This window comes from Novosphingobium sp. SG720 (assembly GCF_012275365.1).
GTDB lineage: Bacteria > Pseudomonadota > Alphaproteobacteria > Sphingomonadales > Sphingomonadaceae > Novosphingobium > Novosphingobium rhizosphaerae.
Genome location: NZ_JAAZQN010000004.1, coordinates 120970 through 147809 on the forward strand (window position 1 = coordinate 120970; position 26840 = coordinate 147809).

The window sequence follows — 26840 nt, forward strand, 5'->3', positions numbered from 1 at the left end:
GCAGCCTTTGCGCCTACCTAGGGAAACAATGGCCGATTCAACCGACATGTTTGGGCACGAGCCCGAAACCCCCGAAGCCCCCGCGCAAGAGGCTGCGCCCAGCGCCGCCGAACTCGAAGCGGCCGGGCAGGGTGCGATGTTCGGCGATCCCGCGCCTCGGCCGGCGCCTGCGGCCGCGCCGCAGCCAGCGCCCGCTGCGCCCGCGCAGCCCTATCGCGTGCTTGCGCGCAAATATCGTCCGCAGACCTTTTCCGCGCTGATCGGCCAGGAAGCCATGGTGCAGACCCTGGCCAACGCGATCCGTCGCGATCGGCTGGCCCATGCCTTTTTGATGACCGGCGTGCGCGGGGTGGGCAAGACCAGCACCGCGCGCCTGATCGCCAAGGCGCTCAACTGCATCGGTCCTGATGGCCAGGGCGGCCCCACGATCGATCCTTGCGGGCAGTGCGAACCGTGCCGGGCGATCGCCGAAGGCCGCCATATCGACGTGATCGAGATGGACGCGGCCAGCCACACCGGCGTGGACGACGTGCGCGAGATCATCGAGGCGGTGCGCTATGCCGCCGTGTCCGCGCGCTACAAGATCTACATCATCGACGAAGTGCACATGCTTTCGCGCAACGCGTTCAACGCGCTGCTGAAAACGCTGGAAGAACCGCCGGCGCATGTGAAGTTCCTGTTTGCAACCACCGAAGTGGACAAGCTGCCGGTCACGGTGCTTTCGCGCTGCCAGCGGTTCGACTTGCGCCGGATTCCCACGACGCTGCTGGCCGATCATTTCGCCCATGTCTGCAAGGCCGAAGGCGTCGATGCCGAAGCCGATGCGCTGGCGATGGTTGCCGCCGCTGCCGAAGGGTCGGCGCGCGACGGCTTGTCGATCCTCGACCAGGCCATCAGCCATGCCGATCTGGCCGGTACGGGCGAGGGCGGGGCCATCCACGTGACCGCCGCGCAAGTGCAGGACATGCTGGGCCTGGCCGACAAGACCCTGCAACGTCGCTTGTTTGCCGCCATGCTCAAAGGCGATGGCGCAGCGCTGCTGGGCGAAGTGGCGCACCAGTATGCCCTGGGGATCGAGCCGGTGGCCATGCTGCGCGCGCAGCTCGATCTGGTGCACAAGGTCACCGTCACCCAGATCAGCGGGCCGGAAGGTGAAGCCCGCTCGGCCGAGGAAGCTGCCGCGCTCCAGGGCTGGGCCGGCGATCTTTCCGCCGGGCAGTTGCACCGCCTGTGGCAGTTGCTGCTCAAGGGCCATGACGAGGTCAAGACCGCGCCCGATCCGCTGGTCGCGGCGCAGATGGCGCTGCTGCGCGTGTTGCACGCGGCCGACATGCCCGATCCGGGCGGGCTGGTGCGCAAGCTGGAAGAGATGCTGGCGCAAGCCCCGGCGCTTGCCGCTGCAGCCGCTGCCGCCCCGGCCGATGGCGCGCCATCGGCCCATGCCGGTGCCAGCGCGCCCGGCCATGTGGGCATGGATTGGCAGGCCCTGGTGGAGCAGGTGGAAGAGGTGTCACCGCTCACGGGCGCAACCATGCGCCTGTCGGTGCGCCTGATCGAACTGCGCATGGGCACGCTGCGCTATCAACTCGCCCCTGGCCTGCCGGGCGATCCCACGGCCGACATCAAGAAAGCCTTGCAGAACATCACCGGCCAGGCCTGGCTGGTGGAACGCCTCGATGGTCCGGCCGCACAAGGCGCGCAACCCAGCCTGGTGGAAGCCAAGGCTGCGCTCGAAGCACAGGCCGACGCCGCGATGCGTGCCGACCCCCTCGTGCGTGCCGCGCTCGAAGCCTTTCCCGGCGCTGAAATTCTCGACGAATCCAACCCTGCCACGTCCGAACGCCGGCCGTGGTCGCCTGCGCGGAGCAGACAAGCATGAAGTCCATGGAAGAAATGATCCAGGCGGCGCAAAAGGCCGCCGAAACCATCCAGCGCCAGATGGAGGACGCCCAGGGCCGCCTCGATGGCATCGAGGTGGAAGGTGCCGCCGGCGGCGGCCTGGTAAAAATCAAGGCTTCGGCCAAGGGCCGCGTGATCGGCGTCGCGATCGATGACAGCCTGCTCGTGCCGGCCGACAAGGGCATCCTCGAAGATCTCGTGGCGGCCGCGTTCAATGATGCGCGGGCCAAGGCCGACGCCGCCGCGGGCGAGGAAATGCAGAAGGTGCAGATGGCTGCCGGCATTCCGCCGGGCTTCAAGCTGCCTTTCTGATCGGCCGCGCAACCTTTCGGGTCGCGCAACCTTTTTGGAAGGCCGTTGTTCCGTCATGACCAGGTGCGCCGAGCAACAGCCGCGTATGTAACGCTTCTGTTCAGCGCCCAGTCATGGCGAGATCGCCTACGGGGACATGATGATCGTATTGCTTGCCGCTGCGTTGGCCGGGACCACGCCGATTGATGAAGGCGCCGTGCCACCGCCGGCCACGAACGGCGCACCTGCGGCCGTTGTTGCGGCGCCCGCCGCTGCCCCAGCCGATGGGGCGGTGCCTTCGCGTGCCCCCGATGGGCAGATCCTGCCGCCGATCGTCTTGCCCCCGCTCGCCCCTTCGGGTTCGACCGGGGCAACGCCGCCCGTGGCTGCCAACGATCAACCGGCTGACGACAGCGCGATCGTCGTCAACGCGCGGCGCGGGCCGCCGCCGGGCGATCCGGTCATCGCGCTCAACAAAGTGACGTTTGCCGCCACCCAGGCGGTCGACCGCGCGCTGATCGAACCTGCGGCCAAGGCCTATGGTTCGGCCGTGCCCTATCCCATTCGCGCCGGCCTGCGTCACTTTTTCACCAACCTGACCGAGCCGGTCGTGGCGCTCAATTTCCTTTTGCAGCTCAAGCCGGGGAAGGCGGCCGAAACGCTCGGCCGCTTTGCGATCAATTCCACGGTCGGCGTGGCCGGGCTGCTCGATGTTGCCGTGGCCAAGCCGTTCAAGCTGCCCTACCGGCGCAACGGCTTTGCCAATACCCTGGCTTATTATGGCGTCGGTCCCGGGCCGTTCCTGTTCGTGCCGCTGGTCGGCCCCACCACTCTGCGCGACGTGATCGGGCTGGGCATCGATCGCGCGTTCCTGCCGGCGATCGTCGGTGGGCCGCTGCGCAGCCCCTATTACGTCACCGGCAGCTTCGTCGTGCGCTCGCTCAACGATCGTCTCGACGATGACCGCCGCATCAAGGCGATCCGTGCGGCCGGCGATCCCTATCTGGCGACCAAGCAGGCCTATCTTGCCGCCCGCCAGGCGCAGATCGACGAGTTGAAGGGCCGCAAGCCCAAGGCGCCGGTACCCGCGCCCGGCACCAGCGCGCCCAATGTCGTCGCACCGCCGGCGCCGGCGGCTGCCCCCGGCACGGCCCGGGCCCCTGATGGCCAGGTGCTGCCACCGGTCGTCCTGCCCCCCATTGCGCAACCCACCCCGGCGCCCGCCACGCCGTGATCGCGCCGACGCAGCAAATCGCATAAAACGGCCAAAAGGGCTGAAATCGGGCAATCCCCAACCGTCTTGCCGCTTGGGCATTGCGGGGCGGCGCCTTGCACCCCATATCTGTGACAAGCCCTGCCGGTTTGGGTTCTTGTGCGGCAGGTGGGACGGACATTTGCACTTATGACTTTGTATCCCCTGCTTCCGTTGCGCGACATCGTGGTGTTTCCCGGTATGGTCGTGCCTCTGTTTGTCGGCCGCGAAAAGTCGGTCGCCGCGCTCGAAGCCGCCATGGCGGGCTCGAAAGACATTTTCCTGCTGGCCCAGCTCGATCCCGGCTGCGACGATCCCGATCGCGACGATCTCTATGAAACCGGTGTGATCGCCAGCGTGCTTCAGCTGCTCAAGCTGCCCGATGGCACGGTGCGCGTGCTTGTCGAAGGGCACCATCGTGCCCAGCTCGAATCGCTCAACCCGCAGAGCACCAGCCACGGCGATATGCTGATGGCCGAGGTGGTGCAGATCGATCCCGAAGTCGTTTCCGGCACCGAAGTGTCGGCCATGATGCGCTCGGTCGTCGATCAGTTCGCCGAATATGCCAAGCTTTCCAAAAAGCTGCCGCAGGATGCCGGGCAGCAGCTGGGCGATATCGAGGATGCCGGCAAGCTCGCCGATGCCGTGGCGGCCAACCTGGCGGCCAAGGTGGCCGACAAGCAGGCCGTGCTTTCGGAAACCGACGCGCTCAAGCGGCTGGAAATGGTGCTTTCCTTCATGGAAGGCGAACTGGGCGTGCTCCAGGTGGAGCGCAAGATCCGTGGCCGCGTGAAGCGCCAGATGGAAAAGACCCAGCGCGAATATTACCTCAACGAACAGTTGAAGGCGATCCAGTCCGAACTGGGCGGCGGCGATGGCGAGGAAGCCAACGAAGTCCAGGAACTGCAGGACAAGATCGACAATCTCAAGCTGTCGAAGGAAGCCCGCGCCAAGGCCAATGCCGAGCTCAAGAAGCTCAAGACCATGCAGCCGATGAGCGCGGAAGCAACGGTCATCCGCAACTACCTCGATGTGCTGCTGGGCCTGCCCTGGGGCAAGCGCTCCAAGCTCAAGAAGGACATCCCGGGCGCCCAGGCGATCCTGGATGCCGATCACTACGCGCTTGACAAGGTCAAGGATCGCATCGTCGAATACCTGGCCGTGCAGGCGCGCACCAACAAGCTCAAGGGGCCGATCCTGTGCCTCGTCGGCCCGCCGGGCGTGGGCAAGACCTCGCTGGGCAAGTCGATTGCCAAGGCCACCGGCCGCCAGTTCATCCGCCAGTCGCTGGGCGGCGTGCGCGACGAGGCCGAGATCCGTGGTCACCGGCGCACCTACATCGGCTCGCTGCCGGGCAAGATCGTCACCAACCTGCGCAAGGCTGGTGCGTCCAACCCGCTGTTCCTGCTCGATGAAATCGACAAGCTTGGCCAGGATTTCCGCGGCGATCCGGCCTCGGCGCTGCTCGAAGTGCTCGATCCCGAACAGAACGCCAAGTTCCAGGACCACTACCTGGAGCTGGACATCGATTTGTCCGACGTGATGTTCGTGTGCACGGCCAACAGTCTCAACCTGCCGCAGCCGCTGCTCGACCGCATGGAGATCATCCGCCTCGAAGGTTATACCGAGGATGAGAAGGTCCAGATTGCCGAACGCCACCTGGTGAGCAAGCAGGTGGAGGCGCACGGATTGCGCAAGGGCGAATTCACGCTCGAGCAGGACGCGCTGCGCGATCTGATCCGCTATTACACGCGGGAAGCCGGGGTGCGTACGCTGGAACGGGAAATTGCCCGTCTGGCCCGCAAGTCGCTGCGCAAGATCCTGGAAGGCCAGGAAAAGAGCGTCACCATCACGCCCGAAAACCTCGACGAGTTCGCCGGCGTGCGCAAGTTCCGCCATGGCGTATCGGACGAGGAAAACCAGGTCGGCGCCGTCACCGGCCTCGCCTGGACCGAAGTGGGTGGCGAACTGCTGACGATCGAAAGCGTGACGGTGCCCGGCAAGGGTGCGGTGCGCACGACCGGCAAGCTGGGCGAAGTGATGAGCGAAAGCGTCCAGATGGCGTTCAGCTTCGTCAAGGCGCGCAGCCCGGCCTATGGCATCAAGCCTTCGATCTTCCAGCGCAAGGACCTGCACATCCACTTGCCCGAAGGCGCCGTGCCCAAGGATGGGCCAAGTGCGGGCATCGGCATGGTCACGGCCATGGTCTCGACGCTCACCGGCATCCCGGTGCGGGCCGACGTGGCAATGACCGGCGAAGTGACGTTGCGCGGCCGCGTGCTGGCCATCGGCGGGCTCAAGGAAAAGCTGCTGGCGGCGTTGCGTGGCGGCATCAAGACGGTGCTGATCCCCGAAGAGAACCGCAAGGATCTGGCCGAAATCCCGGCCAACATCCGTGAGGGCCTCGATATCGTGCCGGTCAGCCATGTCGATGAAGTGCTCTCACGCGCCCTTGTCGGCCCGGTGGAAGCGATCGAGTGGACCGAAGCCGACGATCTGGCGACCCAGCCAGCGGCTGCACCACTGCCCGGCAGCGCTCCGGCGGCGCCCACCGCGCACTGATCGCAGCCGTTGCTTACCGTAGTTTGACGGGAGCCACGCGCAACATCGTTGCGCGTGGCTTTTGTCTGCCCGCCAAGTCCGCCGTTTTCGGGGATAAATCTAGCGTTTGCCGCGTATTTGCCTTTGACAGCGGTTTTTTTCTCGGCTCTTTTCCGCGCACCCGAAATCACGATTTTCCAACGCTTACTGTCCCATAAAGAGGTAGGGGGTTCCGCACATGAACAAGAACGATCTGATCAGCGCCGTCGCCGATGTGAGCGGCCTGTCGAAGAGCGATACGATCAAGGCCGTGGAGGCAGTGTTCGAATCGATCACCGGCGCCCTGTCCAAGGGTGAAGAAGTGCGACTGGTCGGTTTTGGCACGTTCTCGGTGGCCAAGCGCAAGGCGTCCACCGGCCGCAACCCCCGCACGGGCGAACCGATGTCGATCAAGGCGTCGGCGCAGCCCAAGTTCAAGGCGGGCAAGGGCCTCAAGGACGCGGTCAACTGATCGCATCGCGCGGCATGCCGCAGAAAAAAGGGCCGCGTCGCATGCCGACGCGGCCCTTTTTTTGTGGGAAAATATAATTGGATGCGGGGTCAGTCTTCATCCACCTCGCGCGTGGCGGCGGCATAGAGCGCGATGGCCGCCGCGTTCGACACGTTGAGGCTTTCGATCGCGCCGCTGATCGGCAGGCGGGCCAGGGCATCGCAATGCTGCATCACATTGTGGCGCATGCCTTCGCCTTCCGCGCCCAGCACCAGGGCGACCGGGCCGCTCGGCAGGGCATGGGGAAACGCCGCGTCGCCTTCGCCATCAAGCCCGATTCGCCAATAGCCGGCGTCGGCAATCAGTTCGAGCGCACGGGCCAGGTTCACCACCCGCACCCAGGGCACCACTTCCAGCGCGCCCGATGCGGACTTGGCCAGCGTCCCCGACTCGGGCGGAGCGTGGCGATCCTGGGTGATCAGCGCCGCCACATCGAACGCAGCGCACGAGCGCAGGATAGCGCCGACGTTGTGCGGGTCGGTCACCTGGTCGAGCAGCACCAGCGTGCGTCCCTCGGCTTCTTCCAGCACGTCGTCCAGCGCCACGTCGTCCAGCGGCAGGCATTCCAGCACCAGGCCCTGGTGCGGCGCGTCACGTGCCACCAGGCGCGCCAGGTCGACGGCCTGGGCGTATTCCACCGGCAGGTCGCGCGGCAGTTCCGCGTCATGGTCGTCCAGCATCTCCTGGATCGCCTCGCGCGTGCCCCACAGCTTCTTGGCGGTGCGGTTGGGATTGGTCAGCGCCGCTTCCACCGCATGGCGGCCCCACAGCCGCACCGTTCCGGTGCTGCCCCGGCCCGATCCCCGGCCGCCCTGGTTGCGCCCGGCCCGGCCGCGCAGGGAGCGGCCTTTCTTGCCGGCATCGCGGCGGTTGTCTTGGTCATCATCGTGGCGGGGCATTGCGAACACCTGTGCATAAAAATCGAAAACTGCATCGCCCTTAGCCAGCCCCCCCATTGACAGGCAAGCGATGGTTCGCCAAAGGGCCTCTCACTCGGCCGGACGGACCGGATCGCTTGCAGCGAAACGGCCCATTCAAACGCGGGAAACCCTTGAAAAAGGCGCTCCTCGCACCGGCAAATCTGGTGTGGACAGGTGGCCGAGTGGTTAAAGGCAGCAGACTGTAAATCTGCCCGCGCAAGCGTACGCTAGTTCGAATCTAGCCCTGTCCACCACCAGTGCTCTCTGATCATCATGACGATGTTTACGGCTGCCCGATGCACCTCGAGCGCTCGGGGGCTTGGCGTGTCGCGTCCATGCCATGGCAAGCCGCACCAGCGTCGCCAACGCCTCGTCATCCGCCGCGCCCGCATCCGGTGAAGCCAGCACTTTACCTCAATTGGATGATTGTTAACTTTAGTAAATTGCCCTAAGGAAGTGTCGGAAAATCATGACAAACATCCGGTGATGCCCGGCCGATCGAAGCCGGGCGGGCCTCACCGCCAGTCTTGAGGTGACGATGGACAGAAACTGGACCGAACTGGCCTGGCTCGAGTGGACACCGCCCGAGGATGCCGTTGGCCCACGTGCCAAGGGCTTCCAACGCATCGGCAGCGTCCGCCCCGAGGCTCTGGCCAAGATCATGCTGATGCTCCTGCGCTGGGAAACGGAAGATCGGAGCATCTTCCGGGTCGTGACCGAAAGCGGGGCGATCATTGCCGGAAACGAAGTGGAATCCTTCGCGCGAGAGCCTGGCTTTCCTTTCCGCATCCCGGCGCCGGCCGGCAACGTGGAAGCCCTGCCGATCAGGGGCTGATCCTGGCCTTGGGCTCGTTCTTCGAAATTTGCAGGCCGGCCAGCCAGGCGGTGGCTTATGCGCCTGAGCGTGCCGGCCTTTGCGGCAAAGTCACGCGCGGATCGGGCGTGGCGCTGGGCACCAGGCCATAATCGTATGTCTCGCTGGCTTTCCAGGTGTGGCCACACGCCACGTTGCTGCACTGGTAATAGATTTCGCGATGGGTGTCGGTGACCGGACGGCTGGACCGCCGTTGGCCGGGCGTGTGGCAATGCGGGCAGCGCAGGCGTCCCGTGCGGGCCTCGCTGGAGCAGGTGGGGGGCATAGGGGGAATCTCCGTTTTTATCGACTAAGCTATAATAGCATTGTCTATATCTGGATCAATAGACAAACGTATTGATATTTTATAGTTAAAGCTATAGATCCATCGCCATGACATTGGGCGATCGCATTGCCGCGCGAATCAGCGCACTGGGCCTCTCGCAGGCAGAATTGGCGCGTCGTGTCGGGATTTCGCAGCCCAGCGTGAATCATCTGATCCGCAAAGGTGCACAGGGGTCCCGCCATCTCCACGCCATCGCCCGCGCGCTGGAAACCAGCGTGGAATATCTCACGGGTGAAACCGACGAGGTTGCCGCCGACGGGCCACGCCTGCCTTCGGTGGCGGTGGTGGCACATGAAATGGGCCTGGTGCCGGTGCGGGAAGTGGATCTGGCGATCGGCTTGGGCGCGGCCTATCTCGACCAGCCGATTGCCGATGTGCAGCGCATGTTTCCGCGCGAATGGCTCGATCTCTACACGCGCGCGCCGGCCGAAAGCCTGATCATCGCGCGCGGATCGGGGGACAGCATGATCCCCACGATCCTGGACAATGATCTGCTGCTCATCGACACGACCCAGAACACGCCCCGCCTGGCAGATCAGGTTTGGGCCGTGAGCTACTGTGGGTTGGGCTGCGTCAAGCGGTTGCGGCCCAGCCAGGACGGCGGCTGGCTACTGATGGCAGACAATCCTGCGATCACGCCGATCACTGCTTATGATGGCGAAGTGCACGTGCTGGGCCGCGTTGTCGCTTATTTCCGCAAGATGTAGCGAACGGTAGCGCGGGCCACCCGGCGAAATCCGGCGAGCGCCAGCATCATGGCGATCAGTGGTGAGGCCAGCGGCGCGGCGCCCTGCTGCATGGCTGCGATCGTAGCCAGCGTGGCAAAGGCAGGCAGGGCGAGGCATTCGCGCCAGACATGGCGCCAGATCGGGCGATGGCCCGGGCCGGGGACAATCCGGTTGGCCAGGCGGGCGAGCACGATCGATGCGGCGGCGGTCAGGCTGAACAGCCAGATGGGCCAGAATGGATAGGGGAAGGGCAGCATGGCGTGGGCTCTTTCGGTTCAGGGGCTTGCCCATCATGGGGCCCGGCCATAGCACTCCATTTTTGGCAATTAAGCGACGGATGGGCGTTGTAGAACAATGCTTTACAACGAGGTGGCGGCAGTCAAGGCCATTGCGCCGGTCGATCTGTGAGCGCGCTTGGTGGGTGGCTGCGTGCCACACGCTTGCCGCGCGGCGCGCCAGCGCCTAGACCGGCGCCATGCCTGGTGACATTTTTGACAATCGCGGACGCGGCAATGCCGGTTGGTCCTGGCCCTCCATCCATCCCGAAGGGCGCAAGTTTGGCGCCATTGCCGGGGCCATCGCGCTGATCGCTGCCGTGTTCGGTGGCAGCATCGTGGCCTGGCCGCTGGTGTTCCTCACGCTTGGCGTGCTGGCGTTCTTCCGCGATCCGGTGCGAGTCACGCCGCGTGACGATCGCTTTGTGGTGGCGCCGGCCGATGGCCTGATCACGCTGATCCAGAAGGTTGCGCCCCCGCGCGAGCTTTCCGCCGACGATGGCAGCGGGCAGCCTGCGATGGACCCCACGCCGGTCACCCGCGTGTCGATCTTCATGTCGGTGTTCGATGTGCACGTGAACCGTTCGCCGATCGGCGGCACGATTCGCCGCGTGGTCTATATTCCCGGCAAATTCCTCAACGCCGATCTCGACAAGGCGAGCGAAGAGAATGAGCGCCAGCATTTTCTGGTCGAACGCAGCGACGGCGTGAAGATCGGCTTTACCCAGATCGCTGGCCTGGTGGCGCGCCGCATCGTGCCTTTCGTCAAGGGCGGAGACATCGTGGCCGTGGGCCAGCGCGTGGGCCTGATTCGCTTTGGCAGCCGTGTTGATGTCTATCTGCCCGTCGGCACCGAGCCCAAGGTGCTGATCGGCCAGCGCGTGGTCGCCGGTGAAACCGTCCTGGCCGAAATCGGCGACGCTCCGCTGATCGAGGGCATCAGCCAGTGACACCCTTGGGGGATGAGGAAGCGTTTTCCGGTGAGGATTTCGGGCGCCATCGCCTGCCACGCGGGCTGACCCTGCGTGGGTTGGTGCCCAACGCGATTACGTCGGCCGCGCTGTGTTGCGGGTTGACCGGCATCCGCTTTGCGATCGGCGGCGATTTTCGCGGCGCTGTCCTGGCGGTGATCCTGGCCGGGATGCTCGATGGCATCGATGGCCGCGTGGCGCGGCTGATGAAGGCGCAATCGCGCTTTGGCGCCGAGTTGGACAGCCTGTCCGACGCGATCTCGTTCGGTGTCGCGCCGGCGCTCATCCTCTATCTGTGGTCGTTGCAGCAGATGCCGCGCTTTGGCTGGTTTGCGGCCCTTGCGCTCGCGGTGTGCTGCGCGCTGCGCCTGGCGCGCTTCAACGCGCGCATCGACATGGAAGAGCAGCCACATAAGTCCGCCGGTTTTCTCACCGGTGTTCCGGCACCAGCCGGGGCGGGGCTTTCGTTCCTGCCACTCTATCTGTGGATTGCCAGCGGCCGGGACGAGTTGCGCCATCCCGTGTTCGTGGCGGCCTGGGCGGCGCTGATCGCGTTCATGATGATTTCCAACATGGCAACGCCGGGCTGGTCTTCATTCCGTCCGCGCAAGACCATTCGCCTGGAATTGATCGCGCTGACCGGTCTGGTCTTTGCCGCGCTGTTGACCGAACCCTGGTTGACCCTGGTGGGGATTTGCGCGCTTTACCTGGCGCTCATCCCCTTGGGCGTGGTGCGCTACGCCCGCCTCAAGCGGCAGCGCGGCGCGGTCCAGTAACCACCGGTTGGGGCGCCGCACGCGGCGCCACGCGGCGGACATTGCGAATCACGGGACGCAGGGCAGGGGCCGGATCGGCCGCAGCCGGATCAAGGGCGGCCGGATCGGCCATCGGGCATTCGACGAGGCGCGCCAGAAAGGCGCGATCGAGGTCGAGCGCGTCGGCCTGTTCGAGTGCGCGCGCATCGGCAAGAAGCTGGCGGATGGCACCAAGCTGCCCGCGCCAGGTGGCCGCAACGGCAACCAGGGCTGCAACGCCGGCGCCGGCAATGACGAGCGAAGCGAGAGTGGCGAGCATGGCAAAAGCCTTTCCGAAGACAAGAGGGCGGGCGGCCAATCCGGGCAACCTGTGACCGAGACTTGACAGCAAGCGCTTGTGTTGTGGATAACTCGATCGTTCGTGAACGGTTCCTCTTGGCCCCGTTGACGTCCTGAATGTTCCACTTTTGTTCCAGCGCGTCAACTGGAATTTCAAGCACCTTTGTGCTCGTCCTAAGTATTTGTGCTTAGATCGAAAATCGAGGAATCTGCGTCGGAACCGCCGTGAATTCCCGTCGATCGGGCCGCGATCAGCCGTGGTTGCGGTGCGCCGGGCGGCCGTTATCCACGCGAATCACTGCTAAGGGTATTTCCGGTGGCAAAGTCTGGTGGTGCGCGCTATGGGCCGCGCAGCCCAGCGATGATTCGCGGCATTCCGCCGCCTTCATGACAGCCGGGCCAGTCCACATGGGGCGCGCACATACCGGTGCCAGCTGCGGGTTCTCCGCGCGGTTCCAGCGCTCCAGAGGTGAAACCGGAAGGAAATGACTATGGCGGCTCCCGTCGTCACCATGCAGCAACTGATCGAGGCTGGCGCCCACTTCGGCCACCAGACCCACCGCTGGAACCCGCGGATGAAGCCGTACATCTTCGGCGCCCGCAACGGCATCCACATCCTCGACCTGTCGCAGACCGTTCCGCTGATGTCGCGCGCGCTCGAATTCATCTCTGCCACGGTCCAGGCCGGCGGCAAGGTGCTGTTCGTGGGCACCAAGCGCCAGGCGCAGGAACCGATCGCCCAGGCCGCGCGCGCTTCGGGCCAGCACTATGTCAACCATCGCTGGCTGGGCGGCATGCTCACCAACTGGAAGACCATCTCGGGCTCGATCAAGCGCTTCAAGGCGCTGGAAGAACAGCTTTCGGGTGACACCACCGGTCTCACCAAGAAGGAAGTCCTCCAGCTCACCCGCGAACGCGACAAGTTCGAACTGTCGCTCGGCGGCATCCGCGACATGGGCGGCATCCCCGACGTGATGTTCGTGATCGACGCCAACAAGGAAGAACTGGCGATCAAGGAAGCCAACGTCCTGGGTATCCCGGTCGTTGCCATCCTCGACTCGAACGTGTCGCCCGAAGGCATCGCGTTCCCGATCCCGGCCAACGACGACGCCAGCCGCGCCATCCGCCTCTACTGCGAAGCCGTGGCCGCTGCAGCGACCAAGGGTGGCCGTGACGCCGCCTATGCCGCGGGCGTGGACCTGGGCGCGCTGGACGAACCGGTTGCCGAAGAAGCCATCGAAGGCTGATCGGCATCCGGCATGACGGCGGCGGCGCCGCAAACGGCGCCGTCACCGAATTGTCCCGTTTCATGAAGTAGGGCCGCGGCGCGTGCAGCCGCGGCCGCACCGTTTCAGACAAAGGACCAACGCGATGGCTTACACCGCCGCTGACGTGAAGAACCTGCGCGAGCGCACCGGCGCCGGCATGATGGACTGCAAGAAGGCCCTGGACGAAGCCGGCGGCGATTTCGAAGCCGCTGTCGACGCGCTGCGCGCCAAGGGCCTGGCTGCCGCTGCCAAGAAGTCCAGCCGCACCGCGGCCGAGGGCCTGGTTGGCGTGGCCGTTTCGGGCACCAAGGGCGTGGCCGTCGAAGTCAACTCGGAAACCGACTTCGTCGCCAAGAACGACCAGTTCCAGGACTTCGTCCGCAAGTCGACCGAAGTGGCGCTGGAAACCGGCGCGGCTGACGTGGAAGCGCTCAAGGCTGCTGCCTATCCCGACGGCGGCACCGTGGCCGACAAGCTGACCAACAACGTTGCTACCATCGGTGAAAACCAGCAGCTGCGCCGCATCAAGCACGTGGCCGTGACCAACGGCATCGTCGTGCCCTACATGCACAACGCCGCCGCCACCAACCTGGGCAAGATCGGCGTGCTCGTCGCGCTCGAATCCGAAGCTGGCGCCGATGTGCTCGAGCCGCTCGGCAAGCAGATCGCGATGCACATCGCTGCTGCCTTCCCGCAGGCGCTTTCGGCCGAAGACCTCGATCCGACCGTGCTCGAGCGCGAGCGCAAGATCGCCCTGGAAAAGGCGACCGAAGAAGCTGCCAAGAGCGGCAAGGAAATCCCGGCAGAAATCCTGGCCAAGCGCGCTGACGGCGCCGTGGCCAAGTATGCCAAGGAAAACGCTCTGCTTTCGCAGCTGTTCGTGATGGACGGCAAGACCCCGATCTCGCAGGTCGTCGACGCTGCTGGCAAGGCTGCCGGCGCCAAGATCGCCCTGGTCGACTACGTCCGCTTCCAGCTGGGCGAAGGCATCGAGAAGGAAGAAACCGACTTCGCCGCCGAAGTGGCGGCTGCAGCCGGCCTCAAGTAAGCATTGCTTGGCATGCGTCCCCGCGCAACCGGGGCCTGGCCTTGTTCATGAACAAGCCGCCGGCCCCTGTTGCAGCGGGGACGTTTGCGTTCATCAGCCGCTAAACCGCACCCGCGCCCTTGGCACGGCCGATGCGCTGCGTATAAGGGCGCGAACCAAGGGTGGTGGGGGCCGCCGGCTCACGTCAGCACGCCCGCCATCCATTCCTGCCCCGTAGTTGCGAGACCCGAACGCCCCATGACCAGCCCTGCAAAGTTCAAGCGCATCCTGCTCAAGCTTTCGGGCGAAGTGCTGATGGGCAACCAGCAGTTCGGCATCGACACCGATTTCGTTGCGGCGCTGGCGGCCGAAGTGAAGGCTGCCAAGGAAACAGGCCTGGAAATCTGCCTGGTCATCGGCGGCGGCAACATCTTTCGCGGCATGGCCGGCGCTGCCAAGGGCATGGACCGCGCCCAGGCCGATTACATGGGCATGCTCGCCACGGTGATGAACGCGCTGGCCATGCAGTCTGCCCTGGAAAAGCTGGGGGTTGATACCCGCGTGCAATCGGCGGTGCAGATGGACCAGGTGTGCGAGCCGGTGATCCGTCGCCGCGCCGAGCGGCACCTGGCCAAGGGCCGCGTGGTGATCTTTGCCGCGGGCGTGGGCGCCCCCTATTTCACCACCGATTCCGGCGCTGCCCTGCGCGCCGCCGAAATGCAGTGCGATGCCCTGTTCAAGGGCACCAGCGTGGACGGTGTCTATAACGCCGATCCCAAGAAAGACCCGGCGGCCAAGCGCTTTGACACCATCGACTATGACACGGTGTTGGCGCACAATCTTCAGGTGATGGACGCCTCGGCCGTGGCACTGTGCCGCGACAACAACATTCCCATCGTCGTGTTCTCGATCCGCGAGCAGGGCAATCTCGCCCGCGTGCTGGCTGGCGAGGGCACGCAGACCACCGTTCGGAAGGAAGCCTGATCCATGGCAAAATATGACAAGGGCGATCTGGAGCGCCGCATGAAAGGTGCGGTCGAAGCGCTCAAGGGCGATCTGGCCGGCCTGCGCACCGGCCGTGCCAATGTCGCGTTGCTCGATCCCGTCACGGTCGAAGTCTATGGCAGCCACATGCCGCTCAACCAGCTGGCCACCGTTTCCGCGCCCGAACCGCGCCTGCTTTCGGTGCAGGTGTGGGATCGCTCCAACGTGGGCCCGGTGGAAAAGGCGATCCGTTCGGCGGGCCTGGGCCTCAACCCGATCAACGACGGCAACAACCTGCGCCTGCCGATTCCCGATCTGACCGAGGAACGCCGCAAGGAACTGGCCAAGCTGGCCAGCAAGTATGCCGAAGGCGCGCGCATTGCCGTGCGCAACGTTCGCCGCGATGGCATGGAAGCCCTGAAGGCCGACGAAGCCAAGAAGGAAATTTCGGAAGACGAGCGCAAGCGTCTGGAAACCGAAGTCCAGAAGCTGACCGACGAGACGATCAAGGCGCTGGACGAAGCGGCCGCGCAAAAGGAAAAGGAAATCCTGGGCAAGTGAGCGCCGCGCCGGTTCCCGTGCCGCAGGTTCGCGACGCCGGGGGCGATGCTGCCCCCGTGGCCCGTCACGTTGCCATCATCATGGATGGCAACGGGCGCTGGGCCAAGAAGCGATTCATGCCCCGTGTGTTTGGCCACAAGCGCGGCGTGGAAGCGGTGCGTGCAGCCGTGCGCGCAGCGGGAGACCTGGGCCTGGAAGCGTTGACGCTCTATGCGTTCAGTTCGGAAAACTGGAAGCGCCCGGCCGAGGAAATCTCGGATCTCATGGGCTTGCTGCGCACGTTCATCCGCAGCGACATCGACGAGATCGATCGCAACGGCGTGCGCCTCAAGATCATCGGTGATTATCGTGCGCTCGCGCCCGACCTGGTCGAACTGATCGATGCGGCGCTGGCGCGCACCGCCGGCAACACCCGCCTGACGCTGGCGATCGCGCTGAACTATGGCTCGCAGCAGGAAATCGCCCGTGCTGCCGCCCGCGCCGCCGCCAAGGGCGAGATCACGCCCGAAACCATCGCGGCCGAGCTCGATACGGCAGACCTGCCGCCGCTCGATCTGCTGATCCGCACGTCGGGCGAAGTGCGCCTGTCGAATTTCCTGCTGTGGCAGGCGGCCTATGCCGAAATGGTCTTCACCCCGGTGCTGTGGCCCGATTTTACCCCTGAGCACCTGCGCGAGGCGCTGGACCAGTTTGCCGAGCGGGAGCGGCGCTTTGGCGGGCGCTGATCCGCACGGCGCGTCCGATACGGCGCCCTCTGCCGCGGCCGTGCCTGCCAAACGGTCGGACCTGCCGGTGCGCGTGGCATCGGCGGTGGTCATGCTGGCAGTGGCCGGGCTTGCCGTGTGGCGGGGCGGCGTGGCGCTCGATGCGTTTATCGCGCTGGTCGGCCTTGTCGTGTTTGGCGAATACGTGCGTCTGGTTTCGCGCATCGCGCCCGATCCCGCGCGCATGGGCGCTGCCGTGATCACCGGCGCTGTCTACGTCGGGTGGGGGGCGCTGGCGCTGATCGTGATGCCCACGCCGCTGCTCGTCGCCGTCATGGGCCTCGTCATCTGCACCGACACTGGCGCCTATTTCACCGGCCGGGCGCTGGGCGGCCCCAAGATCGCCCCGCGCATCAGTCCGTCCAAGACCTGGGCGGGGCTGGCTGGCGGCATGGCGGCGGCGGGGCTGTGGACCGGCCTGTTCACGCTGGGCGGTGCCTGGCTGATCAGCGGCATCGGTCCCACCGGGCCAAGCCTGGCAGAAGCATTGCATATCGCCAACCTGGGCGTGGCGGCGCTCGCCGGCGCGGCGCTTGCGGTGGCCGCGCAAGCGGGCGATTTCTACGAATCGTGGCTCAAGCGGCGGGCAGGGGTCAAGGATTCCTCGCGCCTCATTCCGGGCCACGGCGGCTTTTTCGATCGCGTCGATGGCCTGCTGCCGGTGGCGATCATCGTCGGCACGGCCTGGGCGCTGGGTGCACCGGCATGACCGCGCAACGCACGATCACCGTCCTGGGGGCCACCGGCTCGATCGGCGCTTCCACGCTCGATCTGGTGCGGCGCAATCCGTCGGCTTTTCGGGTGGAGGCACTGACCGCCCACGCCCAAGTGGCCGAACTGGCGGCCCTGGCCCGCGAATTCTCGGCCAGGCTCGCGGTCGTGGCCGATCCCGCCCGTCTCGAAGACTTGCGTGCCGCGCTTGCCGGCTCGGGCGTGGAAGCCGCCGCCGGGCCCGCCGCGCTGGTAGAGGCTGCGGCGCGCGGGGCTGATATCACCGTGGCGGCGATCGTGGGCTGTGCCGGCCTTGCCCCCACCATGGCTGCGATCGAATGCGGCCGGATCGTGGCCCTCGCCAACAAGGAAGCGTTGGTTTCGGCAGGCGAGGTGATGACCGCCGCCGTCGCGCGCAGCGGCGCCACGCTGCTGCCGGTCGATTCGGAGCACAACGCGATCTTCCAGTGCCTGGCGGGCAATGCTGCGCAGCATGTGCGGATGATCACGCTCACCGCCAGCGGTGGCCCGTTCCGCGATTGGGCGGCCGATCGCCTGGTCGATGCCACGCCCGCGCAGGCGGTCAAGCATCCCAACTGGTCGATGGGCGCCAAGATCAGCGTCGATTCGGCCACGATGATGAACAAGGGCCTCGAATTCATCGAGGCGTTCCATCTCTTCCCCGTGGGCGTGGAGCGGTTGCGTATCCTGGTGCATCCGCAATCGATCGTTCATTCGATGGTCGAGTACCGCGATGGTTCCACCCTGGCGCAACTCGGTCCGTCGGACATGCGCGTGCCGATCGCTTCGTGCCTCGCTTGGCCCGCACGCATGGATACGCCCTGCACGCCGCTGGATCTGGCCGAGATCGGGGAACTGACGTTTCGCAAGCCCGACGAGCAGCGCTTTCCCGCCACGCGCCTGGCGCGCGAAGCGGTGATCGCCGGGGGCGGCGCGCCGGCAGTGCTGAATGCCGCCAACGAAATTGCGGTGGCTGCATTCCTGGCTGGTAAGATCGGGTTCACCAGGATCGTGGCATGTGTCGAAGCGGTCCTGGACCGTGGACTGCCCTCGCCACCGGCATCGCTGGCGGATGTGATCGCGGTTGACCAGGAAGCCCGCTTGCGCGCACATGAGTGCATGGAGCCCGTTCGTTGATGCACACTCCCGGCCTATTGACCAGTTTCCTGGCCTTCGTGCTCGTGCTGGGGCCGCTCGTTTTCCTGCACGAGTTGGGACACTATCTGGTCGGGCGCTGGTGCGGGGTAAAGGCTGACGTCTTTTCCATCGGCTTTGGCCGCGAACTCGTCGGCTGGACCGACAAGCGCGGCACGCGCTGGAAGCTCTCGCTGCTGCCGCTGGGCGGCTACGTCCAGTTCGCCGGCGACATGAGCCCGACGAGCAAGCCGACGGCCGAATGGCTGGCGCTGCCGGCCAGCGAGCGCAACCGCACGTTCCAGGCCAAGCCGCTGTGGCAGCGCGCCTTGATCGTGCTGGCAGGCCCGGTCACCAACCTGCTCGTCGCGCTGGCCATCCTTTCCGGCTTTACCATGGCCTATGGCAAGCTGGTCGCCGCGCCGGTGGTGGGCGTGGTGCAGCCCGGCTCCGTGGCGGAAAAGGCCGGCATTCGGGTGGGTGACCGGATCGTGGCGATGCGCGGTGGCGCGGTCGATACCTTCGTCGATGTGAAGATGACCGTCGCGCAGCACCCGGGCGAAGCGCTCGATATGGTGGTTGACCGCGGCGGCAAGCGCCAGGCGCTGCCCATCGTGGCTGCCACCCGCACCGATGCGGATCGCTTTGGCAACGTGCAGAAGATCGGCTTCATCGGGATCGGCCCGGCCAGCGTGCAAGTGGTTCGCGTGGGCCCGCTCGAGGCCGTGGCCGATGGCGCGCGGCAGATGCGCGGCATTGTCGATACGATGGTGACCGGCATTGCCCAGATCGTTACCGGGCGGCGCGAAGTGAAGGAACTGGGCGGGCCGATCAAGATCGCCAAGTACTCGGGCGAGCAACTTGTTTCGGGCTGGCAGCCCTTCGTGTTCTTCGTGGCGCTGATCTCGATTAATCTGGGATTCATCAACCTGTTGCCAATCCCGGTGCTGGACGGGGGGCATCTGGCCTTCTACCTGGCAGAGGCGGTGCGCCGCCGGCCGGTCAGTGCGCGCGGCCAGGAATGGGCGTTTCGCACCGGGCTGGCGCTGGTGGTGGCCCTGATGCTGATCGTTACGGTCAACGATGTCGCCTCGCTCGACCTGTTCGGTGCGCATGGCCTGTTTGGAGCAAAGGTTTTCGGCGGCTGATCCGTTGGATCTGCGCCACGTTGGCGCCACGTGATCGGCCACAAGCCGGGCAGGGGGCCCGGCAAGGGCCCTCGGCGCATTATTTTCCACAATATGCGGGGTGAATGCGGTGCGTTGCGCCATGCTTGCTTGATTGGCAAAGCGGCATGGGGCACAGGGCTGCGGTGCCGAAAATCCGGCAACCGCCAGTGTGGCGGAACATTACGAATTCAGACGGGATGGCGCTTGGTGATGAATGAACGGTACGCGAGCCTGACCGCCCCCGCCGCAGCGCGGGCACCGAACCCCGCCTCGGCGAGGGCCTCGACTCTCGCGGTGGCGCTGCTCGCCTCGACCACGCTGGTCAATCCGGCTCTGGCCCAGTCCGCGCCCAAGGCCAAGTCTGCTGCCGCCGCTGCACCCGCTGCCGCGCCGGCAGCTGTACCCGCCCCGGTTCCGGCAGCCCCTGCCGAACCGGTGCAACTGGTCACCTCGATCACCATCGATGGCGCCCAGCGCCTCGAGCCCGATACGATTCGCTCGTACATCCGCCTGCGCGAGGGCGATCGCTATACCCAGGCCGCGGCCGACCAGGTGCTCAAGGACCTGTTCGCCACCGAACTCTTTGCCGACGTGCAGGTGCGCAACAACGCCGGCGCCGTGACCATCCAGGTCAAGGAAAACCCGGTCGTCAACCGCATCATCCTGGAAGGGAACAAGCGTCTCAAGGAAGACAAGATCCTTCCCGAGATCAAGCTTTCGGCGCGCCAGATCTTCACGCGGTCCAAGGTGCGCGCCGACGTGTCGCGCATCATCGAGCTGTACAAGCGCCAGGGCCGATTCGCCGCCTCGGTCGAGCCCAAGATGGTCATGCTCGACCAGAACCGTGTCGATATCGTGTTCGAGATCAGCGAAGGGCCCAAGTCCAAGGTTCGCCAGATCAACATCATCGGCAACTCGCAGTTCTCGGATACCGAGCTGCGCACCGAGATGGTGACCAAGCAGTCGCGCGCTTTCCGCCTGTTCTCCTCAGGCACCAGCTACGATCCCGATCGCCTCGCGTTCGACCAGCAGAAGCTGCGCCAGTTCTACCTGACCAAGGGCTATGCCGATTTCCGCGTGGTTTCGGCCGTGGCCGAACTGACGCCGGACAAGAAGGACTTCATCATCACTTACGTGGTGGAGGAAGGGAAGCGCTACAAGTTCGGCGACGTGAAGGTCGATAGCCAGCTGCGCGAGATCGACGGCGACAGCCTCGTCAAGAAGCTGCCGATGAAGGCGGGCGATTGGTACAACGCCAAGCTGGTCGAAGACACGGTCGACAGCCTGAGCGAGACGGCCGGCAGCCTGGGCTATGCCTTTGCCAACGTGCAGCCCGATTTCGCGCGCAACAAGGATGACCTCACCATGGGCATCAACTTCCGCATTGCGGAAGCGCCGCGCGTCTATGTCGAGCGGGTTGATGTCAACGGCAACACGCTGACGCAGGACAAGGTCATTCGTCGCGAATTCCGCCTGGCCGAAGGCGACGCGTTCAATTCCTACCAGATCAAGCGCTCGTCCAACCGCATCAAGTCGCTGGGCTATTTCCAGGAAAAGTTCGAAGTCGAACAGAAGCCGGGCACCACGCCCGATCGCATCGCGCTCGAAGCCAACGTGGAAGAAAAGCCCACCGGCCAGCTGCAGCTTTCGGCGGGCTTCTCGAGCCTGGAAAGCTTCATCTTCCAGGCCTCGATCCGCCAGGACAACTTCCGCGGTCGCGGCCAGACGATCGGCCTCTCGGTCGACTATTCGTACTATTCGCGCAGCGTCCAGGTCAGCTTTACCGAGCCGTACCTGTTCGATCGCAACATCTCGATGGGCGTGGACGTCTATCGCCGCGACTACAACAGCTTCAACTACCTCAATTCCAACCGCAACACGACGTACAAGCAGACCACCACCGGCTTCCAGATCCGCGCCGGCGTGCCGCTGACCGAGTACATGTCGCTGATCGGGCGCTACACGCTCAACTTCGACGACGTGACGCTGGATGAGGCGACCTATTACCTCGACGGCACGTGCAGCCCGCTGCTGGCCGGCCGTTATCTGTGCGATGCGATCGGCAGCCGCGTCAGCTCGATCATCGGCACCTCGCTGGTCTATGATACGCTGGACAACCGCATGCGCCCCACCAAGGGCACCTCGTGGCTCCTCAGCGGCGATATCGCGGGCCTGGGCGGTTCGGTGAAATACGCCCGTATCACCGCCAATGCCGCGCATTATTGGCCGCTGGGCAAGGGTTTTGTGTTCAGCCTGCGCGGCGAAGGCGGCGCGATCGCACCGCTCGCCAGCCGTTCGAGCGACCCGACCGTGGACGACGTGCGTCTGACCGATCGCTTCTTCCTGGGCCAGCCCCAGATGCGCGGCTTCGATATTCGCGGCGTCGGCCCGCGCGTGCTGCGCAAGTATTATTCGCGCAATTCCGATGGCACGTTCGGCGCGATCACCACCGATCGCAACTCGTGGTCCGACGACGCACTGGGTGGCCGCTTCTATTATATCGGCCACGCCGAAATGGAGATTCCGCTGGGCGCCGGCGCGCGCGAAATGGGCCTGCGTCCGTCGATCTTCATGGATGCCGGTGCGGTGTGGGGCGTGCGTCGCCCCGCCACCAGCACGGGCGTCGTGCTTTACACCGATGCGCTGACCGGCAAGGTCACCACTGCGGCCAATGCTTCGGACGGCACGGCCAACAGCACTTACCAGAAGTACGACGAAGTCTACGTCGGCAATTCACCTCAGCCGCGCGTCTCTATCGGCGTCGGCGTCAACTGGAACTCGCCATTCGGCCCGTTCCGCATCGACTTCGCCAAGGTCTTGAAGAAGGTCGACGGCGACGACACCCAGCCCATCACTTTCAACGTGGGAACCCAGTTCTGATGAAACTCCGCATTGCCTCGGCCCTGATCGCGGGCCTGATGATCTCGGCTGCCCCCGCAGCCATGGCTCAATCGCGCGCTGCCGCTCCGGCTGCGTCCACCGCTCCTGTCGCCAACGGCATCGCCTATGCCAATCCGCAGGCGATCGTCGGCTCGTCGTCGGCCTACCAGACCGCGATGCAGCAGCGCCCGGTCACCTACAAGGCGCAGATCGACCAGGCCAAGACGCGCAGCGACCAGATCAACGCCCAGCTCAAGCCGCTGGCCGACAAGTTCCAGGCCGACCAGAAGAACCCCAAGGCCGATCGCAACGCGCTGCAGGCCGAAGTGGAACAGATCCAGCAGATCCAGGAAGACGGCAAGCGCGAGATCCAGCAGATCCTGGCGCCGCTGAACCTGGCCGAACAGTATGTGATCGAACAGATTTCGGACAAGCTGGACGACGCCACCCAGCGCGCCATGGCCAAGCGCCGCGCCACGATCGTGCTCGACGTGCAGGCCGTGGTGAAGGGCGATCCGGCGTCCAACATCAGCCAGGATATCCTGACCGAACTCAACGCCCTGATCCCCACCGCACAGCTCGTGCCGCCCGCCGGCTGGATGCCGCGCGCGCAGCGTGAAGCCGCCGCGCAGCAGCAGGCCCAGCAGCAGGCCGCCCCGGCTCAGGCCGGCGCCAAGGCGCCCGAAGGCCGCTAAGGCAAGGCAGGCAGGGGAAGATGACCGAGGAAGTCCAGGCCGCAACGGCCGCGCCGCTGTCGTTCGACGTGACCAAGGTGATGGCGGCGCTGCCGCATCGCTATCCCTTGCTGCTGGTCGATCGCGTCGCCTCGCTCGTGGTGGGTGAGCGCATCCACGCGATCAAGGCAGTGACCATGAACGAGCAGTTCTTCCAGGGGCACTTCCCCGGCCGCCCGATCATGCCCGGCGTTCTCCAGATCGAGGCGCTGGCCCAGGCGGCCGGCGTGCTCGCGGTCGAAACGCTCGGCCTCGCCGGGTCTGGCAAGCTGGTCTATTTCATGGCGATCGAGGATGCCAAGTTCCGCACGCCGGTGGAGCCGGGTTGCCTGCTCGACCTGCACGTGGAATTCACGCAAAAACGGTCGCGCGTGTGCAAGTTTGCCGGCAAGGCCATGCTGGGTGACAAGATCGCCACGGAATGCAGCTTTACCGCGATGATCGCCGACAGCTGATTGCCTGCCGTTTTCGGCACGAGACTCGACAAGCGGCGCCCTTTGGATTAGGGGCGCCGCTTTCGAGTTTCCCTTACCCGTTTCCCAGCTGCCGGTCGGAACCGGCGGCATATCGGAGCAGTACCATGAAGGCCAACATCCACCCCGACTACCACTTCATCAAGGTGCAGATGACCGACGGCACCGTGTTCGAAACCCGCTCCACCTGGGGCAAGGAAGGCGACACGCTGGCACTCGACATCGATCCCACCTCGCACCCGGCCTGGACCGGTGGCAACCAGCGTCTGCTGGACCAGGGTGGCCGCGTGGCCCAGTTCAACAAGCGCTTCGGTGGCCTTACGCTCAAGAAGTGATTCGGCCGCATCGGGGGCGGGCCTTTGCGGGCCGCGCCCCTTGCGCACGAAGGGCGGCCTTGGCCGCCCTTTTTCGTATCCGTCGCCCAGCGCGGAAATGAAATCGCGCGGTTTGCGTGGCTGTCGGGGGCGTACCCGCTTGCTATGGCCCGGTCTCGTCATAAGGTAACGGCATGCTTCCACCCCTTTCCCCGTCCGGTCTGCTGGCCAATTCGCTCGATCGCCTGCTCGGTTACCAGTTGCGCCGCGCCTCGGCCGTGATGATGGCCGATCTGGCCCGCGAACTCGCCGATATCGAATTGCGCCCGGCGGAAGTCACCGCGCTGCTGGTGGTGGCGGAAAACCCCGGCTGTTCGCAAACCGAAGTGGGGCAGGTGCTGGGCATCAAGCGCGCCAACATGGTGCCGATCGTTTCGCGCCTGATGGATCGCGGCCTGATCGATCGCGAACGCGCCGATGGCCGCAGCCATGCCTTGCGCGTGACGGAGACGGGCGCGGCCGTCGTCGCCGATGCCAAGGCGCGGATCGAACGTCACGAGCAGCGTTTTTCCCATCTGTTCGACGCCGATACCCTGGCCGCCTTGCATGCCGCGCTGCCGGTGATTCGCGCGCAGCGTGAAGACGCCGAAGGCTGACCACGCCTTTCCTATTAGCTCCAAAACGGCCCCGGCCGCGCTTGCGCTGACCGGGGGCGGGGCGCAATCGCCCAGGGATGAACCCGGCGAGCGCGCATTCCCCGGCCTTTCTTGCGCCTGAACCAGAGAATCGCGGCGGGCAGGCCGGCTTTTCGCTGGTCGAACTGATCGTGGCCCTGGCCATTGCCGGCCTTGCCGCCACCGCGGTGATCCTGGCCATGCCGGGTTTTTCGTCCCTCCCCGAAACAGAGGCGCAGCGCCTGGCGCTTCGCCTGGCGGCGGCGCGCGATGCTGCCGTCATCGGTGGACGCCCCGTGGCGCTGACGATCGATCGCACCGGCTATGCCTTTGCCGTCCGCCATGACGATGCCTGGACCGCGCTGGCCGATCGGCGCCTGGCCGCCCATGCCTGGCCGCCCGGTCTTGCGGTCGATGTGCCTGGCGCCGGCGGTGTCACGCGGCGGGTGCTGTTCGATGCGGTTGGCATGCCCAGCGCGCCGCTGGCGGTCGAACTGGCGGCCGATGGGCAGCGCGCAGGCGTTGCCATGGCGCCTGATGGCGCGGTCACCGTGGTTGCGCGATGATGGCTCGCCCGCCCGTGTCCAACGGTTTTTCGCTGCTTGAAGTGATGGTGGCGCTTGCGGTGTTTGCCGTGGCGGCGTTGGCGCTGCTGCGGCTTGAGGCGGCCAGCCTGGCGGGCAGCGCCGCGCTCGATCGGCGCCTGCTGCGCGATGTGACCGCCGGCAATCTGGCCACGCAATGGCGTACCGATCCCGTCGTCCCGACCGCGGGCGTGGCAGGCGGGATCACGATCAACGCGGGCCGCCGCTTTGCCTGGCAACGCAGCGTGCGGCGCGATGGCGCGCTGCTGGTGGCGCACATCACCGTCCGGGCGCTCGATGCGCCGGGCGAGGCGAGCGTTGCGCGCGCGGTGCAGTTCGCGCGATGATTGCGCACCGTGGCGCAGAGCGGGGCTTTACCCTGGTCGAAATGCTGGTGGCGCTCGCCGTCTTCGCGCTGATTGCCGCCGCTGCTCTGGGCCTGCTGCGCGGCACGGTGGCAAGCGAACTCGTGCTGCGCCGGCACGATGCCGATGCCGGCCGCCTGCGTCGCATGGTGGCGCTGTGGCGGGCAGACCTGGTCCAGGCCGAGCCACGCCTGGGGCTTGTTGCCGGCGCTCCCGATGGCGGCCTGCTGCTCGCCTTGGTGCGCGGCGGGCGGGCCAATCCGGAAGACTTGCCGCGCCCCCCGCTTGAGCGCCTGGAATACCGGTGGACCGGGCGGGCTCTGGTGCGGCGCAGCTATGCCCAGCTTGCCGGGGCGGCCCCTGCTGCCGAGGTGGTGATCCTGCCCCTGGCAACGCGGCCCCGCCTGCGGCTGCGCGATGATGCGGGCCGATGGCATGATCCGCCCTGGCCCGCCGGGGGGCAGGGGGCGGGCGATGCCTGGCCGGTTGCGGCCGAACTGCAGATGCAGCCAGCCGGGCTGGCCGGGCCGCTCCAGCTTGTCGTGCCGGTCGGTCGGCCATGAGCGGGCGGCGCGAGGCAGGGGGGCCCGAACGGGGCGCTGCGCTGCTTGCGGTGCTGGTGCTGGTGGCGATCATGGCCGTGCTGGCCGCGCTGATGCTCGACAGGCTCGGCCTGGCGACCCGCCTGGCCGCCAATGTGGAGGCGCAAGGGGCCGCGCAAAGCGCCCTGGCAGAGGGGGAAGCACGGCTTCTGGTGCAGCTCGGAGCCGGGCTGCGCGCCGGACAGGGTCACTGGCCGGTCCCGCGTGGACAGATCGCCTGGCGCGTGGGGCCGGGTGGCAATTGCTTCAACGTCAACGCCCTCGTCACGCCACAGGCCGATGGCACGCTGGGGCCGCGCGCGGCGGGCATGCTCGAACTGCGCGCGCTTGCGGTCTCGCTGGGGACCGCGCCCGATGAAGCCCGGTCCCTGGTCGAGGGCATGGCGGGTTGGATCGAGGCTGCCGGCCGCCCGCTGCTCGCCGTGGGCGAACTGCGCACCGTGGCGGGGATGACGGCGGCGCGCCATGCCCGCCTTGCGCCGTGGCTTTGCGCCTTGCCCGAAGCGGGCAGTTCGCCCGTGGCCCTGCGCAGCCTGGCGCCGGGGCAGGGACGCCTGCTGGCCATGTTCGCGCCGGACCTGTTGCCCGTGGCGCGGGCCGAGCAGGTGATCGCCCTGGCGCCGCCCGGTGGCTATCGCGACCTTGCCGGCGCGCTTGGGCCGGCACAGGGTCTGGCGCCGGGCGAAGTGCTGCTGGATGATCGCTGGCTGCGGGCACGGCTTGTCGCCACGATCGATTCGCAGGCGTGGTCCGAAGAGGTGCTGGTGGACGCCAGCCAGGCCACCCCGCAAATCGCTGCACGCACGTGGGGCGACGCCGCCGACCGCTGAAAAAGTTATCCCCCGATGCAAGTTT

General features: G+C 66.0%; 30 protein-coding genes and 1 tRNA gene. 27 read left to right on the forward strand and 4 right to left on the reverse strand.

Translation table 11 applies throughout. The features are described from left to right. The first annotated feature begins 46 nt into the window (after positions 1–46). From FHW94_RS15140 to FHW94_RS15160, 5 genes are all read left to right on the forward strand, one after another. Complete coding sequence (locus tag FHW94_RS15140; RefSeq protein ID WP_168556991.1) at positions 47–1879, forward strand: DNA polymerase III subunit gamma/tau; 1833 nt, start codon at positions 47–49, stop codon at positions 1877–1879. After that, positions 1876–2211: a YbaB/EbfC family nucleoid-associated protein gene (locus tag FHW94_RS15145; RefSeq protein ID WP_168556686.1), complete on the forward strand. Its 336-nt coding sequence runs from the start codon at positions 1876–1878 to the stop codon at positions 2209–2211. The genes FHW94_RS15140 and FHW94_RS15145 overlap by 4 nt, the downstream gene beginning before the upstream one ends. 136 nt (positions 2212–2347) lie before the next feature. Beyond that, positions 2348–3424 carry a VacJ family lipoprotein gene (locus FHW94_RS15150; protein ID WP_246866170.1) on the forward strand — a complete coding sequence of 359 codons (1077 nt, stop codon included), beginning with the start codon at positions 2348–2350 and terminating at the stop codon, positions 3422–3424. Positions 3425–3592: 168 nt separating this feature from the next. Next, positions 3593–6004: an endopeptidase La gene (gene lon, locus FHW94_RS15155; RefSeq protein ID WP_168556688.1), complete on the forward strand. Its 2412-nt coding sequence runs from the start codon at positions 3593–3595 to the stop codon at positions 6002–6004. A gap of 217 nt (positions 6005–6221) precedes the next feature. After that, complete coding sequence (locus FHW94_RS15160) at positions 6222–6494, forward strand: HU family DNA-binding protein (protein ID WP_168556689.1); 273 nt, start codon at positions 6222–6224, stop codon at positions 6492–6494. An 89-nt stretch (positions 6495–6583) separates the two neighbouring features. Here FHW94_RS15160 and rlmB read toward each other — a convergent pair whose 3' ends face one another. Beyond that, positions 6584–7432, reverse strand: a complete 849-nt coding sequence (rlmB, locus tag FHW94_RS15165) for a 23S rRNA (guanosine(2251)-2'-O)-methyltransferase RlmB (RefSeq protein ID WP_168556690.1) — start codon at positions 7430–7432, stop codon at positions 6584–6586. Positions 7433–7621: 189 nt separating this feature from the next. On the opposite strand from rlmB, the gene FHW94_RS15170 reads away from it, so the two are divergent. Beyond that, a tRNA-Tyr gene (locus tag FHW94_RS15170) sits at positions 7622–7707 on the forward strand. A gap of 284 nt (positions 7708–7991) precedes the next feature. Then, positions 7992–8288 (forward strand): hypothetical protein, encoded by a 297-nt coding sequence (locus FHW94_RS15175; protein WP_168556691.1) that lies wholly within the window; start codon positions 7992–7994, stop codon positions 8286–8288. 55 nt (positions 8289–8343) lie between these two features. On the opposite strand, the gene FHW94_RS15180 is transcribed toward FHW94_RS15175, so the two are convergent. Continuing rightward, entirely contained in the window at positions 8344–8592 is a 249-nt protein-coding gene (locus FHW94_RS15180; protein WP_210425693.1) for an ogr/Delta-like zinc finger family protein, read from the reverse strand. Between the two features lie 107 nt (positions 8593–8699). Here FHW94_RS15180 and FHW94_RS15185 point away from each other — a divergent pair, with 107 nt between their 5' ends. After that, a complete protein-coding gene (locus FHW94_RS15185) occupies positions 8700–9359 on the forward strand; it encodes a S24 family peptidase (RefSeq protein ID WP_168556692.1) in 660 nt (219 codons plus the stop codon). Here the strand turns inward: FHW94_RS15185 and FHW94_RS15190 are convergent. Next, positions 9341–9637 (reverse strand): hypothetical protein, encoded by a 297-nt coding sequence (locus FHW94_RS15190; RefSeq protein ID WP_168556693.1) that lies wholly within the window; start codon positions 9635–9637, stop codon positions 9341–9343. The two genes, FHW94_RS15185 and FHW94_RS15190, sit on opposite strands and share 19 nt — an antisense overlap. A gap of 218 nt (positions 9638–9855) precedes the next feature. Between FHW94_RS15190 and FHW94_RS15195 the strand changes: the two genes are divergently transcribed. Beyond that, positions 9856–10605 (forward strand): phosphatidylserine decarboxylase, encoded by a 750-nt coding sequence (locus tag FHW94_RS15195; protein WP_168556694.1) that lies wholly within the window; start codon positions 9856–9858, stop codon positions 10603–10605. Between the two features lie 5 nt (positions 10606–10610). After that, positions 10611–11402, forward strand: coding sequence for a phosphatidylcholine/phosphatidylserine synthase (locus FHW94_RS15200; RefSeq protein ID WP_168556993.1), 792 nt, complete (start codon positions 10611–10613; stop codon positions 11400–11402). On the opposite strand, the gene FHW94_RS15205 is transcribed toward FHW94_RS15200, so the two are convergent. Then, a complete protein-coding gene (locus FHW94_RS15205; protein ID WP_168556695.1) occupies positions 11374–11700 on the reverse strand; it encodes a hypothetical protein in 327 nt (108 codons plus the stop codon). The genes FHW94_RS15200 and FHW94_RS15205 overlap by 29 nt on opposite strands. 511 nt (positions 11701–12211) lie before the next feature. Between FHW94_RS15205 and rpsB the strand changes: the two genes are divergently transcribed. The 17 genes from rpsB (at position 12212) to FHW94_RS15290 (ending at position 26815) form a co-directional block, all read left to right on the forward strand. Next, entirely contained in the window at positions 12212–12967 is a 756-nt protein-coding gene (gene rpsB / locus FHW94_RS15210) for a 30S ribosomal protein S2 (RefSeq protein WP_168556696.1), read from the forward strand. 124 nt (positions 12968–13091) lie between these two features. Beyond that, positions 13092–14036: a translation elongation factor Ts gene (gene tsf / locus FHW94_RS15215; RefSeq protein WP_168556697.1), complete on the forward strand. Its 945-nt coding sequence runs from the start codon at positions 13092–13094 to the stop codon at positions 14034–14036. 237 nt (positions 14037–14273) lie between these two features. Next, positions 14274–14999, forward strand: a complete 726-nt coding sequence (gene pyrH, locus FHW94_RS15220) for a UMP kinase (RefSeq protein WP_168556698.1) — start codon at positions 14274–14276, stop codon at positions 14997–14999. Between the two features lie 3 nt (positions 15000–15002). Beyond that, a complete protein-coding gene (gene frr / locus FHW94_RS15225; RefSeq protein WP_168556699.1) occupies positions 15003–15560 on the forward strand; it encodes a ribosome recycling factor in 558 nt (185 codons plus the stop codon). An 80-nt stretch (positions 15561–15640) separates the two neighbouring features. After that, the gene (gene uppS / locus FHW94_RS15230; protein ID WP_179506565.1) at positions 15641–16285 is read left to right on the forward strand and encodes a polyprenyl diphosphate synthase; all 645 of its coding nucleotides are present in this window, start codon (positions 15641–15643) and stop codon (positions 16283–16285) included. Beyond that, positions 16272–17033, forward strand: coding sequence for a phosphatidate cytidylyltransferase (locus FHW94_RS15235; protein ID WP_246866171.1), 762 nt, complete (start codon positions 16272–16274; stop codon positions 17031–17033). The genes uppS and FHW94_RS15235 overlap by 14 nt, the downstream gene beginning before the upstream one ends. Next, on the forward strand, positions 17030–18193 hold the full coding sequence (locus tag FHW94_RS15240; RefSeq protein WP_168556701.1) for a 1-deoxy-D-xylulose-5-phosphate reductoisomerase: 1164 nt from the start codon (positions 17030–17032) through the stop codon (positions 18191–18193). Before FHW94_RS15235 ends, FHW94_RS15240 begins: the two co-directional genes overlap by 4 nt. Then, positions 18190–19338: an RIP metalloprotease RseP gene (rseP, locus tag FHW94_RS15245; RefSeq protein ID WP_210425695.1), complete on the forward strand. Its 1149-nt coding sequence runs from the start codon at positions 18190–18192 to the stop codon at positions 19336–19338. Before FHW94_RS15240 ends, rseP begins: the two co-directional genes overlap by 4 nt. Positions 19339–19569: 231 nt before the next feature. Next, complete coding sequence (gene bamA, locus FHW94_RS15250; protein ID WP_168556702.1) at positions 19570–22239, forward strand: outer membrane protein assembly factor BamA; 2670 nt, start codon at positions 19570–19572, stop codon at positions 22237–22239. After that, positions 22239–22934, forward strand: a complete 696-nt coding sequence (locus tag FHW94_RS15255) for an OmpH family outer membrane protein (RefSeq protein ID WP_168556703.1) — start codon at positions 22239–22241, stop codon at positions 22932–22934. The genes bamA and FHW94_RS15255 overlap by 1 nt, the downstream gene beginning before the upstream one ends. Positions 22935–22954: 20 nt before the next feature. Continuing rightward, the gene (gene fabZ / locus FHW94_RS15260) at positions 22955–23428 is read left to right on the forward strand and encodes a 3-hydroxyacyl-ACP dehydratase FabZ (RefSeq protein ID WP_168556704.1); all 474 of its coding nucleotides are present in this window, start codon (positions 22955–22957) and stop codon (positions 23426–23428) included. Between the two features lie 125 nt (positions 23429–23553). Then, complete coding sequence (gene rpmE, locus FHW94_RS15265; protein WP_022677314.1) at positions 23554–23781, forward strand: 50S ribosomal protein L31; 228 nt, start codon at positions 23554–23556, stop codon at positions 23779–23781. Between the two features lie 173 nt (positions 23782–23954). Further along, on the forward strand, positions 23955–24416 hold the full coding sequence (locus FHW94_RS15270) for a MarR family transcriptional regulator (RefSeq protein WP_168556705.1): 462 nt from the start codon (positions 23955–23957) through the stop codon (positions 24414–24416). A gap of 77 nt (positions 24417–24493) precedes the next feature. Beyond that, entirely contained in the window at positions 24494–25000 is a 507-nt protein-coding gene (locus FHW94_RS15275) for a GspH/FimT family pseudopilin (protein ID WP_168556706.1), read from the forward strand. 14 nt (positions 25001–25014) lie between these two features. Continuing rightward, positions 25015–25365: a type II secretion system minor pseudopilin GspI gene (gene gspI, locus FHW94_RS15280; RefSeq protein ID WP_168556707.1), complete on the forward strand. Its 351-nt coding sequence runs from the start codon at positions 25015–25017 to the stop codon at positions 25363–25365. Beyond that, positions 25362–25946: a type II secretion system protein GspJ gene (locus FHW94_RS15285; RefSeq protein WP_168556996.1), complete on the forward strand. Its 585-nt coding sequence runs from the start codon at positions 25362–25364 to the stop codon at positions 25944–25946. Before gspI ends, FHW94_RS15285 begins: the two co-directional genes overlap by 4 nt. Beyond that, a complete protein-coding gene (locus tag FHW94_RS15290; protein ID WP_168556708.1) occupies positions 25943–26815 on the forward strand; it encodes a type II secretion system protein GspK in 873 nt (290 codons plus the stop codon). Before FHW94_RS15285 ends, FHW94_RS15290 begins: the two co-directional genes overlap by 4 nt. Positions 26816–26840 lie beyond the last annotated feature (25 nt).